The organism is Psychrobacter sp. Ps7 (genome assembly GCF_022129225.1).
Classification (GTDB): Bacteria; Pseudomonadota; Gammaproteobacteria; order Pseudomonadales; family Moraxellaceae; genus Psychrobacter; species Psychrobacter immobilis_A.
This window is the reverse complement of record NZ_JADQAH010000007.1, coordinates 93,742-104,309: the sequence shown is the minus strand read 5'-3', so window position 1 is coordinate 104,309 and position 10,568 is coordinate 93,742. Positions and strand designations below refer to the sequence as shown.

General features: G+C 41.3%; 12 protein-coding genes. 11 read left to right on the top strand and 1 reads right to left on the bottom strand.

Annotated elements, in window-relative coordinates; genetic code table 11:
- Positions 1-325 precede the first annotated feature (325 nt).
- From tatA to tatC, 3 genes are read left to right on the top strand one after another with little or no spacing between them, the layout of a single operon-like run.
- On the top strand, positions 326-610 hold the full coding sequence (tatA, locus tag I3257_RS04510) for a Sec-independent protein translocase subunit TatA (protein WP_238048944.1): 285 nt from the start codon (positions 326-328) through the stop codon (positions 608-610).
- 55 nt (positions 611-665) lie between these two features.
- A complete protein-coding gene (gene tatB / locus I3257_RS04505; RefSeq protein ID WP_238048943.1) occupies positions 666-1,052 on the top strand; it encodes a Sec-independent protein translocase protein TatB in 387 nt (128 codons plus the stop codon).
- Positions 1,049-1,918 (top strand): twin-arginine translocase subunit TatC, encoded by an 870-nt coding sequence (tatC, locus tag I3257_RS04500; protein WP_238048942.1) that lies wholly within the window; start codon positions 1,049-1,051, stop codon positions 1,916-1,918. Before tatB ends, tatC begins: the two co-directional genes overlap by 4 nt.
- 198 nt (positions 1,919-2,116) lie before the next feature.
- Here tatC and I3257_RS04495 read toward each other — a convergent pair whose 3' ends face one another.
- A complete protein-coding gene (locus I3257_RS04495; RefSeq protein WP_238048941.1) occupies positions 2,117-2,536 on the bottom strand; it encodes a hypothetical protein in 420 nt (139 codons plus the stop codon).
- A 532-nt stretch (positions 2,537-3,068) separates the two neighbouring features.
- Between I3257_RS04495 and I3257_RS04490 the strand changes: the two genes are divergently transcribed.
- The 8 genes from I3257_RS04490 to torC all read left to right on the top strand — a co-directional run bounded on the left by I3257_RS04490 (position 3,069) and on the right by torC (position 10,568).
- Positions 3,069-5,132: a heme lyase CcmF/NrfE family subunit gene (locus tag I3257_RS04490; RefSeq protein ID WP_238048940.1), complete on the top strand. Its 2,064-nt coding sequence runs from the start codon at positions 3,069-3,071 to the stop codon at positions 5,130-5,132.
- 4 nt (positions 5,133-5,136) lie between these two features.
- Positions 5,137-5,727 carry a DsbE family thiol:disulfide interchange protein gene (locus I3257_RS04485; protein WP_238048939.1) on the top strand — a complete coding sequence of 197 codons (591 nt, stop codon included), beginning with the start codon at positions 5,137-5,139 and terminating at the stop codon, positions 5,725-5,727.
- The gene (locus I3257_RS04480) at positions 5,724-6,365 is read left to right on the top strand and encodes a cytochrome c-type biogenesis protein (protein ID WP_238048938.1); all 642 of its coding nucleotides are present in this window, start codon (positions 5,724-5,726) and stop codon (positions 6,363-6,365) included. The genes I3257_RS04485 and I3257_RS04480 overlap by 4 nt, the downstream gene beginning before the upstream one ends.
- Positions 6,362-7,642: a c-type cytochrome biogenesis protein CcmI gene (gene ccmI, locus I3257_RS04475; RefSeq protein WP_238048937.1), complete on the top strand. Its 1,281-nt coding sequence runs from the start codon at positions 6,362-6,364 to the stop codon at positions 7,640-7,642. Before I3257_RS04480 ends, ccmI begins: the two co-directional genes overlap by 4 nt.
- A 268-nt stretch (positions 7,643-7,910) precedes the next feature.
- Entirely contained in the window at positions 7,911-8,261 is a 351-nt protein-coding gene (locus I3257_RS04470) for an IS630 transposase-related protein (protein WP_238048936.1), read from the top strand.
- Positions 8,188-8,754: an IS630 family transposase gene (locus tag I3257_RS04465; RefSeq protein ID WP_238048935.1), complete on the top strand. Its 567-nt coding sequence runs from the start codon at positions 8,188-8,190 to the stop codon at positions 8,752-8,754. Before I3257_RS04470 ends, I3257_RS04465 begins: the two co-directional genes overlap by 74 nt.
- 259 nt (positions 8,755-9,013) lie before the next feature.
- Entirely contained in the window at positions 9,014-9,184 is a 171-nt protein-coding gene (locus I3257_RS14145) for a hypothetical protein (protein WP_201541825.1), read from the top strand.
- 136 nt (positions 9,185-9,320) lie between these two features.
- Positions 9,321-10,568 (top strand): pentaheme c-type cytochrome TorC, encoded by a 1,248-nt coding sequence (gene torC, locus I3257_RS04455; RefSeq protein ID WP_238048934.1) that lies wholly within the window; start codon positions 9,321-9,323, stop codon positions 10,566-10,568.

The window sequence follows — 10,568 nt, the reverse complement described above, 5'->3', positions numbered from 1 at the left end:
AATTGTTTTATGATATTTGCCCTGGCCATAACAGTTTTATTTTGAACTGACTATACTTTACTAGCTGTGCTTTGCAAAGTATGCTGTGGCTTTTTTTTAATATCTCTCGTTCCTCTTCAGCCACTTTAAGTTGCCGCTGATTCTGCTTCAATCCCCAGACGTTATCTCTTAGCAGCTATCCAATTTTATTATGCCACTAGAGTTTAAAGAAAGAGACGCTGTGATTGTACTGCTTGAAGCTGTGATGTTAGTATGAGGAGGAGATTTCTAAAGCACACTTATAGATATTGGTCTAATCAATATCTTAAAATGAAAGGATCCCGTTATGGGCAGTTTTTCTATTACACATTGGCTGATTTTATTGGTCGTAGTGGTAGTCGTATTTGGTACTGCCAAGCTTAAAAATGCAGGTAAAGATTTAGGCGGTGCGGTGAAGGGCTTTAAAGAAGCGATCAAAGATGAAGAAACCGAGAATGCTCGCAAAAATCGTGTGCTTAGCCATGAAAATAGTGCGCCAGCTGCAAGTAATGACTTGAATACGCGTGTAGGTAATCAGGCTGATGATATGGAAATTAGCCCTATTATCACTGATGATCAGCCTAAAGTATGAAGCGCGCCGCTTATAAATAGCGGCACTAAGTAGTTTATTAATATGTGTGACTGTTATGTTTGATATTGGTTTTTCCGAACTACTCTTGTTTGGCGTCATTGCTTTAATCGTATTGGGCCCAGAGAAGCTGCCACAGGCCGCACGTACCGCTGGGCAATGGTATGCCAAAATGCGTCGTATAGTATCAACACTACAGTCTGAAATAGAGGCTGAGCTTGATCTAGCTGAAACGCGTCAACAAATGCAAAATGAACTTGCAAGAATCCGTCAGACTGAGTCGGATATGAAGCGTGAAATGGCGGAAATGCGCGGCAGTATGCAAAAATTTGAGCATTCGCAGAACCAAAGCTTAGACGCTTCACATGAGCCAATCACCTCTTATGATAAAGACCATCAACCGAATACTTCCTCCTCGCTAATTAAACAGGAGGCGGATCAGTGAGCCTATTTAAACGGCAAAAAAGTCGACAAGAAAAGATAGCAGATTCAGAGTTTGAAGCGACAACAGATACAACACAGAATAATGGGTCTGGAGATACATTAGGTACGCTTGGCGATATGCCTATCACTGAACACTTAATCGAGCTGCGCGCACACTTAATAAAAATATGCGTTGCCGTTTTAATTATATTTTTAGCATTGGTAGGGTTTTCACGCGAGCTTTATAATCTTTTATCAGACCCATTAGTGGCGCAGCTACCCCTCAATTCGACCATGATTGCCACCGACATAACGTCAAACTTTATGGCACCCATTCGCTTAACGATATTCGTCGCCGCATTTTTAGCGATGCCTTATATCCTGTATCAAATTTGGTCATTTGTAGCCTCCGGCTTATATAAAAAAGAGAAGAAAATTGCCATTCCTGTACTGCTATCTTCGATATTTCTATTTTATGCTGGTGTTGCTTTTTCCTACTTTGTCGTACTCAAAGGGGTATTGAAATTTTTTATTATGTTCGCTCCGCAGAACGTTATACCAATGACCGATATTGACAGTTATCTGAGCTTTGCGCTCAAATTGTTTATGGTGTTTGGACTGACTTTTGAGATTCCAGTGGTCACGTTACTACTGATAATGGCCGGAATCGTTTCTACTCAGAGTCTAGAAGATAAGCGTCGTTATATTATAGTCGGCTGTTTTGGGATCGCCGCGGTAGTGACACCGCCTGATGGCGTATCAATGCTGTTGTTGGCGATTCCTATGTGGTTATTGTTTGAGCTGGGTTTACTCTTAGCAAAAATATTAATTAAGAATGAACGAAATAACGATTTAGTCTCAGGAAATGAGATATCAGAAAGTAGCTAGCACTACTTAAACACGCCAAGTACCTCTCTTTGATAGCTGATTCACTGGCTAAGATAAGCAAATTAAATGGACGACACCAAACTTACTATCCTTTAGATGCTTACTCTAGACTTTCAGTAGATAGTGGGGCTTAGATTTTATTATCTAGTTCTCTGATTCAAATAAATTGGTCTCTGATATATCCTGAGAATTTCAATCTTAATAAGTCGAGACGGGTTCTTCTGTTTCACCACTATTTAACACTTCAGAATCATTACTACGGTTAATACCCACCTCGTCATTTGACATATCTTCGCTGACTATCGCACCATCCTCGGAAACTGCTCCAGTACTCTCAGGCATATCGTTACTTGGCAGAATAGCACTTTCCTCTCGGTTACTATGCATGGGCTCATTGGTCATAGCTATCTCAGCTGCTGCTTCTTGCTCTGATGTTTGTGAGTCAACCTCTAGAGCTGAACCTTCCATCGTTGATTCGTCTTTTTTATCACAAGCACTTAATGTTAATGCCGATGTTGCTAGTATGACAAATAGCCATTTTCTACGGGTGGTGTTTGATTTCTTATTGTCAGGGGATAGTTGGATTATGGTAGCAGTTTTTAGAGTTTTATTTATCATATTCATAATGCTCTCAGCTCTCTAGCCTAATTAGTTGGTAATAACCTTTAAAGTTATGCCGTTAGATAAAATGCTAATCAATAAGGTTTAATTAATATCATATAACTATACTAACAATTAAGGGTAGCTACCTTATCAGTTACAGCACAATTATGTTAAAAATTCGTAACTACCTGTCAATGAGCCATGTCTTATGGTTGGCTGAATATAAGTAAGCGCTGATTACCTAAAATAAATAAAGTAATAGCGCAAATGATAATTTATTGAGTAGGCTTCCGCACTTAACGCACTCTGAGGTCTTAATCTACTGCTTCATAAGAAGATGCTTACATGCAAACATTCCGCATAAATGCTGGCTTGAAGCCATTATTAGTCTCGATAAACCGGCATAAATTTGGCTAAGACTTGAGACGTAAATATCAAAAAAAAATCATTAATGTTAGAATGGTTTTAAGCTCTACTTCAATCAGTCTACTTTAAATTTTAGGTCACTCTTAATGATGACCGAAGCCGATTAAATAAGGTCAGATATATGCTAATCACAGAGCTGGGATATTTTGCTTTGCTGGTAGCCTTTGTGCTCGCCATATTGCAAGTGATATTACCTACATGGGGTGTATTAAATAACAATGTTGCTATGCAACGGTTAGCGCCGAGTCTAGCTTGGGCACAGTTCTCTATGATGATGCTGTCATTCGTAGGATTGATGGCAGGGTTTTATTACAATGACTTCAGTCTAGAATATGTAACTCAACATTCTAACAGCTTGCTACCGTGGTATTACCGAGTATCAGCGACTTGGGGTGGTCACGAAGGCTCGTTATTGTTATGGATGACTATTCTGGCGACTTGGGCGGCATTAGTCTCCTTATTCAGTCGCGGTTTACCATTATCTATGCGTGCGCGGGTGTTGGTTATTATGGCTGGCGTGCAGACGATGATGTTAGCGATGCTTATTTTCACCTCATCGCCGTTTAATCGCACCTTGCCTTATCTAATGGTCGATGGTGTAGATTTAAATCCAGTACTACAAGATCCTGGATTAATCATTCACCCGCCAATGCTATACATGGGTTATGTTGGCATGGTCGTGCCTTTTGCTTTTTGTATGGCAGCATTGTGGGCAGGGAGGCTGGATGCAGTATGGGCACGCTGGTCGCGGCCTTGGACTCAAGCGGCTTGGGGTTTTTTAACGCTAGGCATCGCTTTGGGTTCTTGGTGGGCTTATTATGAGCTTGGCTGGGGTGGCTGGTGGTTTTGGGATCCAGTGGAGAATGCTTCTTTGATGCCATGGCTGGCGGGTACGGCATTATTGCATTCATTGGCTGTCACTGAGAAGCGTGGCGTCTTTAAGGCATGGACCATTATGCTGGCCATCTTTACCTTTGCGCTGAGTTTGCTAGGTACCTTCCTTGTACGCTCTGGCGTTATTACCTCTGTGCATTCATTTGCAGCTGATCCAACCCGAGGTCTCGTTATTTTAGTTATTTTAGCGATAGTCATCGGCGGTGGATTAATTATGTTTGCGCTGCGTGGCTGGCAGTTGACTGTTGAAAGTCAATATCATGCGATCTCTCGTGAGTCTTTTTTAGTCATCAATAACGCCATTATCTTGATAGCGACTTTAGTCGTCCTACTTGGTACCTTGTATCCTATCATTGCTGATGCCTTTAATTTAGGCCAAGTCTCCGTTGGTGCGCCTTATTTTAATGCTTTATTTGTACCGCTAACGTGGTTATTAATGCTCGCGATGGGCATGGGCTCGAATATTCGTTGGAAGAAGGACAGTCGACCTTTACTTGGACCGGCACTGATTATTGGTATTAGTAGTGCTATTCTGGGTGCAATTATCAGCTATTTCGTTTATCCAGTAGCAATGTTTAATATCGCGGTGACTGTCGCGTTGAGTATATGGATATTGGCATGGATGTTCGTCGATATTAAAGATAAGACCAAAAATGCTAAAACTCGACTGGCTGGTATTAAACGTCTGAAAAGTAGTTACTGGGGCATGCAGACCGCCCACGTAGGCGTATTAATCGCTGCGATAGGTGTGGCATTTACCTCTAGTATGAGTATTGAAACCGATGTGGCTATGGGTATCGGCGACAGCGTTCATGTTCAAGGTTATGATTTTGAGATTAAAAGTTTTACAGAGGTCAAAGGCAGTAACTATGATGCGACCGAAGCCGAAGTCTTAGTCAGTAAAGATGGTCAATCGGTTACGACATTGTGGCCACAAAAACGTACTTACGTGGTGAGTATGATGCCGATGACCGAAGCTGCAATTGATGACCGACTAAGCCGAGATCTATATGTTGCGTTAGGTGAACCTATCGCTGAAGACAGTAATCAGTGGGCCATCCGCATCTATGTCAAACCCCTTATTCGCTGGATTTGGCTGGGTTCTATTATCATGGTACTCGGTGTAGTGATATCGATGTTAGATCCTCGTTATCGCATCAAACCTAGGAAGTATTCCAAAATTTTAGAAGATGATCTTGACTATGGTATCTATGAAGACAGGCCTATAGATATAAAGACTGGGGTAAAATCAGTTAATAGTTCAGTTACTCAGTCAGTAGAGGAGCGCTAAGATTATGGAAAGTAAACAACTTAAACTGTGGTTTTTGATTCCGCTTATCGTGTTTATTGGTTTCATTATTATGCTTTTTTTTAGACTGGGTAAACCGACGGAAATCGTGACCAATACAGCACTCGAACGTCCAGTACCAACTTTTGAGTTGCCACTATTGTCTGATACCAGTCTCATGGTGACAGACTCACAAATGCCAACATCTCCTTATTTAATCAATATTTGGGGCTCATGGTGTCCGACTTGTGTGTATGAACACCCTTTCTTTTTAGAGCTAAAGAAGCGTGGCGTCCATACGGTCGGTGTGAACTATAAAGACGAGATTGGTGATGCGCTTAATTATCTTAATGAGCTTGGCGATCCGTATTTGATGTCTGTGCAAGACTATTCTGGTCAGTTTGCCTTGGATTTAGGTTTGACTGGCGCTCCTGAGACTTTCGTCGTTGATAGTAAGGGCATTATTCGTCAGCATATCGTTGGTGAAGTCAATGAAGAGAATTGGCAAAGTCGGATTAACCCTTGTTTAAAGTTTCTACAACAAGAGGTTACTGGTGAAAAAATAGCATCTACCCAAGTTGAAGAGGTTTGCCAATGAACGCTAACACCTCATTATTTTACAGACTAGTGTTAATCCCAGTTTTTGTGCTTTTTACCTTATTAATAGGAGCGACAAACCTGAGTCATGCAGCTATCGAGGTTTATGACTTTGATTCAAAACAGCAAGAAGCGCAGTACCGCGGCTTAATTGATGAGTTTCGTTGCCCAAAATGCCAAAATCAGAATTTAGCAAGTTCTGATGCGCCTATCGCGCAAGATTTAAAGCAAAAAACTTATGATATGGTGAAAGATGGTCGCTCGGATGCTGAGATTCGTCAGTACATGCAAGAGCGCTATGGAGACTTTATTAGCTATAGTCCACCAGTACGTCCATCGACATGGATACTTTGGTTCTTTCCACCCCTGTTATTAATCTTAATACTGGGTGGCTGGTTTTGGCGCAATCATACTCGTAGTAAAGCGCCTCATAAACGTCCCATTATGCCGAATGCAGATATAAATAGTTCATTAACGGCTAAAGAGCAGGCAGCGCTAGATAGACTGTTAGCCAGTCGGGAAGCATCAGGTAAGACAACGACCGCCAAAGCTAACCCAACTGAGACTAAACCCTCCAATCTTAAAACGTCCAAACCCAAATCTAATATGCAAACACGCGATAAAGGAGATTCCTTATGACTGTGTTTTCTACTCTTGTCATATTTATTGTTTTAAGCCTATTAGTTGCTCTATTAGCCGCACTGATGGTTGTCGTACCGTGGTTGCGCTCAAGCAAAGAGGTGTCTGAGCCTGTAGATAATCGGCTCATTGATCTAAATATTGATGTGTATAAGTCCAGATTGCGTGAGCTTGCTGCTGATGAAGAAGCAGGTACTGTAGACGATGTTCAATATATCACTCAAAAAACAGAACTTGAGCGTCAACTATTAGATGCTGAACAAACCGCAATGCCCATGAAGCTACCTAGTCTAAAAGGACAGTTGGCACTGATAGTCTCTGTGCCAGTATTGGCGATATGTGCTTATGTACTTTTCAGCGATCGTAGTGATGTGTTTGACTTATGGCGCGCACAAGATAAGGTTGGCGACGTGTCTGAGGAACTGCTGTCCGGCAAGATTGATGTGCTGCCAGAATGGGCTTTTGAAGATGGTGCAGGGCTGTTCACGACTATCCAGACCAATGTCCATCGTAATGCTGATGATTCTTATCGTTGGATGGTATTATCAGAAATATTTTTATCTTTTGAAGAGCCGGAATCGGCTTTAGAGGCATTATCGAGAGCTTATTGGCTGTCTCCTGATGATAAGAATATTGCGGCAGAGTATGCGCAGTTAAATTTTTTAGCAAATGGTGGCAGTCTTGATATCGAGACCCGTCGAGTCTTGGAGGACATCTTGAAAGGCGACCCTGAGAACGAGGCAGCACAGATGTTGATGGCAAGGGGCGAGGCGAAAGCAGGTAACTATGAGCAGGCACAAGGCTGGATAGCTAAAATGCGTCAACGTATGGAGCAAAATCCGAGCGATGATATGCATGCGCTTACTGGCTTGGACGAGTTAACAGCCAATATTATCAGGCAACAAGCGCAAGCTGCTGAAGGTGTCGATGTATCAGTCACTGTAAATGCTAAGTTACTACCTTTGATAACCGCTGATGATGTGTTGTTTGTCGCTATTCGCGCCGCTGCAGGTGGGCCTCCCTATGCGGCAAAACGAATACCGATTAGCAATTTAAAGCAAGGTAATATCAGTTTAAGCCTAAGTAATCTAGACGCGATGATGGCTGATAGAACTTTACAACCTGCTCGCGCATCAGGTGAGCAGCTGGTTGTGACTGCTCGCATTAGCCATTCTGGTAATGCTATTTCCGCATCTGGTGATTTATCCTCTAATCCAGTTTTGCTAAAAAGTGACCAGCAACAAGTAAATATTGAAATCAATCAGCAAGTACCTTAAGTTCTAAAGCTAACTGCTATTGTTAATTAGAGATTTTTTAATCTTTGAAAGCCCCGATAATCTCGGGGCTTTTCTGTATGTAAGATAGTATGAAAATTCAGGAAATAATAAAGCTTGGTCTGCCTTATAACACCCGTTTTTCTCTTATGTTTAAAGGTTTATTGAAATTAAAGATTCGTTCTACAGTTTTAGGCTGAACTAAGCTTGTAGTCTAATCCAAATAAAATCGATACAATACTTTTAACAATTGCATTTAATGAAATAAACGATGACTTATTCAATAGACTATCGCAAACAGGTACTTTCTAGCATCGCTGATGGCATGACCATTCGAGAAGCTGCGCTTTTTTATGGACTTAGTACCAGCACCATTCATAGTTGGCAGCAGAATTTAGCTCCTAAAACCACCAGAAATAAAGCACCGACTAAAATACCTGATGACGCCTTGATTGAAGACGTAAAAAGATATCTCGATGATTATAACTACGAAAGAGCTCGTCGCTTGAACTGTAGTAAAACAGGTATCTTCAATGCTTTAAAGCGTATTGGTATCAGTCAAAAAAAAGACCTTAGAACATCCAAAAGCATGCCTGATAAAAAGGGCGGCTTATCAGAGTAAGCTTGATAGCTTTACGCAGCAAGGCTATCCCATTGTGTATATGGATGAAAGCGGCTTTGAGTCGGAAACTATAAGACCTTACGGATACTCACCAATAGGCAAACCCTGTATCGACAGCTACAACTGGCAAGCAAAAAAGCGCACTAATGTTATCGGTGCTCTGTATGAAAAGATGCTGTTTGCGCTGGACTATTTTGAACAGAATATCAACAGCCATATACTTTATGACTGGTGCAAGTTCACGCTAATTCCAAGTCTCAAGACTAAATGCGTGATTGTCATGGATAATGCCAGGTTTCATAAGAGCAAGCGTATCCAAAAACTACTCAACAGACATGGTCATCGTATTCTTTGGCTGCCACCATACAGTCCTGATCTAAACCCCATTGAAAAGAAATGGGCACAGGCTAAGTTTCTGCGCCAAGGATGGATGGAGAATAATCTACCTAAACTGTTTCATGATATGGGCTGTATCGATTTTATAAAGACTTAACTATATTCCTTACTAAAAATAGGGTTTTTATGTTATCATTATCTTTAGTAAGGATATAAACAACTTTCAGTTTTAGTTTATCTATATCAAGCAATATCTAGGTTAAAAATTAATAGACAATACACCTATAAAAAAAACTTATCGCCCATTTAAAAATAAGAATAACGGCTAATTTAGTCTCATAATTCTTATGAAACTTGCTTTGAATATTACTTTTTTACTACTTGTTAGCCAGCGTGAATATATTTAGAGGTGACCTATGCAACCTGAACAACCATTACAAACCCAACAGCAACCAGTTAGACGCGAGTGGCTCAGCGCTCTAATTATGGCTTTTGTTGCCTTGCCATTTATAGCCCTGTTATTCCTTTGCGCTTATGGTTTCATCATTTGGTTCGGTCAAATGTTGTTCTGGGGACCCCCTTCTTAAGTTTATTAACTCGCGTCCCGTCAGTAACTAATATTGTCCAATCGCTAATCTCTATTATTTTCACGCAAAAAGTGGACAAATAACCGCCCAAATTGTATGAAATCTAAATGGCTATGAAATACAGTAAGGAATCATCATGAAAGCAATCATGAATGCAATCAAAAGCCTATTTAACTGGCTGCGTCGTCTTCTTTTTAAACCTTCTGCAAAAATCGGATTGGGTCTTCTCGTCATCATAGGCTTTGCGGGTGGAGTTTGGTTCTGGGCAGGATTTAATGCTGGTATGCAAGCAACCAACACCGAAGAGTTCTGTACTTCTTGCCATACGATGGGTGATAACATGTTACCCGAGCTCAAGAAAACTGTGCATTTTAAGAACCGTACTGGCGTTAGGGCAGAGTGTTCAGATTGTCACGTACCCCATGACTTTACGGCTAAAGTTGCGCGTAAAATGCAAGCCTCACGTGAAGTACTGTCACAACTAATGGGTGACATTGGTACTCGAGAAAAATTTCTTGATCATCGTGTGGTATTAGCACAACGTGAGTGGGGCCGCTTCAAAGCCAACGATTCTAAAGAGTGTCGCACTTGCCATGATTACGACAGCATGGATTTTGATAAAATGCGTGTCACCTCACAAATGATTATGCGTAGTGCGGCTGAACGTGATGCTAGCTGTCTTGATTGTCACAAAGGGATTGCGCACGAGTTACCGAATACTGAAGGTATGCACAATCCAGCATTTGATTCGCTATTGTCTGAAGCAAGAAGTACCAAAATTAAAGATGGTCAAAACTATTACAACATTGTACCGCAAGATTTATATACCTCAGATGATAGAAAGACTAAAGCAGGTAGTATAGAAATTGCTGCACCCGTTAAAGTATTGGCGCACAAAGATGGTGGAGTACAAATTGAGCTGGATATGTGGCGCAAAAACAAAGGCTTTGGTCGTGTATGGTATACCAACTTTGGTCTAAATATTCCTGATGCCATTATCGAAAAAGACTTAGCTAGTGATGAGAGTTTAATTACAAAAGGCGAGCTGAAAGAAGATCCACTCACTGGTCTTGAATGGCAAAAAGTGAAGGCTCAGTTCTGGGTTGCCGAAGGAGGCCTCATGGAGAGTATCGAGCCGGCTTGGGACATTGCTAGCCAGACGTATAGTGATAGCTGTAGTACTTGCCACCGTCAACCAGATCCAAGTGGACACGATGCCAACCAATGGCCAGGCCTATTTAGTGGAATGGTAGGGTTTACTAACTTAGACAATGATAGTGCAGCTATGGTCTTAAAATATCTACAACTGCACTCATCAGACTTTAGAAAGAACCCTCAAGGTAGTGGTTCGCCTGAAAATACGTTCCAAGGTGCTAGACCGTAA

Excerpts from the sequence above, each read along its gene's own strand:
- tatA (WP_238048944.1), top strand. The coding sequence starts at position 326 with ATGGGCAGTTTTTCTATTACACATTGGCTGATTTTATTGGTCGTAGTG.
- tatB (WP_238048943.1), top strand. The coding sequence starts at position 666 with ATGTTTGATATTGGTTTTTCCGAACTACTCTTGTTTGGCGTCATTGCT.
- I3257_RS04495 (WP_238048941.1), bottom strand. The coding sequence starts at position 2,536 with ATGATAAATAAAACTCTAAAAACTGCTACCATAATCCAACTATCCCCT.
- I3257_RS04490 (WP_238048940.1), top strand. The coding sequence starts at position 3,069 with ATGCTAATCACAGAGCTGGGATATTTTGCTTTGCTGGTAGCCTTTGTG.
- I3257_RS04485 (WP_238048939.1), top strand. The coding sequence starts at position 5,137 with ATGGAAAGTAAACAACTTAAACTGTGGTTTTTGATTCCGCTTATCGTG.
- I3257_RS04480 (WP_238048938.1), top strand. The coding sequence starts at position 5,724 with ATGAACGCTAACACCTCATTATTTTACAGACTAGTGTTAATCCCAGTT.
- ccmI (WP_238048937.1), top strand. The coding sequence starts at position 6,362 with ATGACTGTGTTTTCTACTCTTGTCATATTTATTGTTTTAAGCCTATTA.
- I3257_RS04470 (WP_238048936.1), top strand. The coding sequence starts at position 7,911 with ATGACTTATTCAATAGACTATCGCAAACAGGTACTTTCTAGCATCGCT.
- I3257_RS14145 (WP_201541825.1), top strand. The coding sequence starts at position 9,014 with ATGCAACCTGAACAACCATTACAAACCCAACAGCAACCAGTTAGACGC.
- torC (WP_238048934.1), top strand. The coding sequence starts at position 9,321 with ATGAAAGCAATCATGAATGCAATCAAAAGCCTATTTAACTGGCTGCGT.